Origin of the sequence: Roseixanthobacter psychrophilus (genome assembly GCF_043195195.1) — a bacterium.
Lineage (GTDB): Bacteria > Pseudomonadota > Alphaproteobacteria > Rhizobiales > Xanthobacteraceae > NCEH01.
In genome coordinates, this window is the sequence record NZ_JBAFWT010000174.1 from 1 (window position 1) to 559 (window position 559).

The 559-nt window shown below is 62.4% G+C and carries 1 protein-coding gene; it reads left to right on the top strand.

The genetic code is table 11. The features are described from left to right. Window positions 1-523: helix-turn-helix domain-containing protein (locus tag V5F77_RS29070; RefSeq protein ID WP_429008513.1), on the top strand; the 523-nt coding region annotated here is incomplete at its 5' end. Between the last annotated feature and the right edge of the window lie 36 nt (window positions 524-559).

Here is a 559-nt window from a genome sequence, read left to right on the forward strand (position 1 = left end):
CGTCCGCGTCGACGACAACGCGCTGGATCTCGTCATCCGCTGGCACGGCGGAGACCATTCGGCTCTCAAGGTCAAGAAGAACCGCGCGGGCCAGCACCGCTGGAGCGCCGAAGGCGAGACCATCGATCTCGTACGCGTGCTGGCACGACAGATGCCAGACAAGGCGATCGCCGCAGTGCTCAATCGGGCCGGTAAAACGACGGGACGAGGCAACGGCTGGACGCAATCGCGGGTGTGCAGCCTGCGTAGTCACAATGCGATCCCAACCTATCGGGAAGGCGAGCGCCGGGAGCGCGGCGAGGTCACGCTCGACGAGGCTGCGGAAGCTCTATCCGTTAGTCCGTCGACCGTGCGCCGTCTGATCAAAGATGGGCAACTCTCGGCGAATCAGCTCTGTAAGGGAGCGCCCTGGATCATCCACGCCGCCGACTTGGACCGAAACGACGTGAAGGGCGCGGCGACAGCCCGCCGTCTGAGACGTCCGCCGTCCAGCAATCCTTTGCAAAAAATGCTTGAACTTTAACGACATGGACAGATGAGCATTATGAAGCAGGCTCGG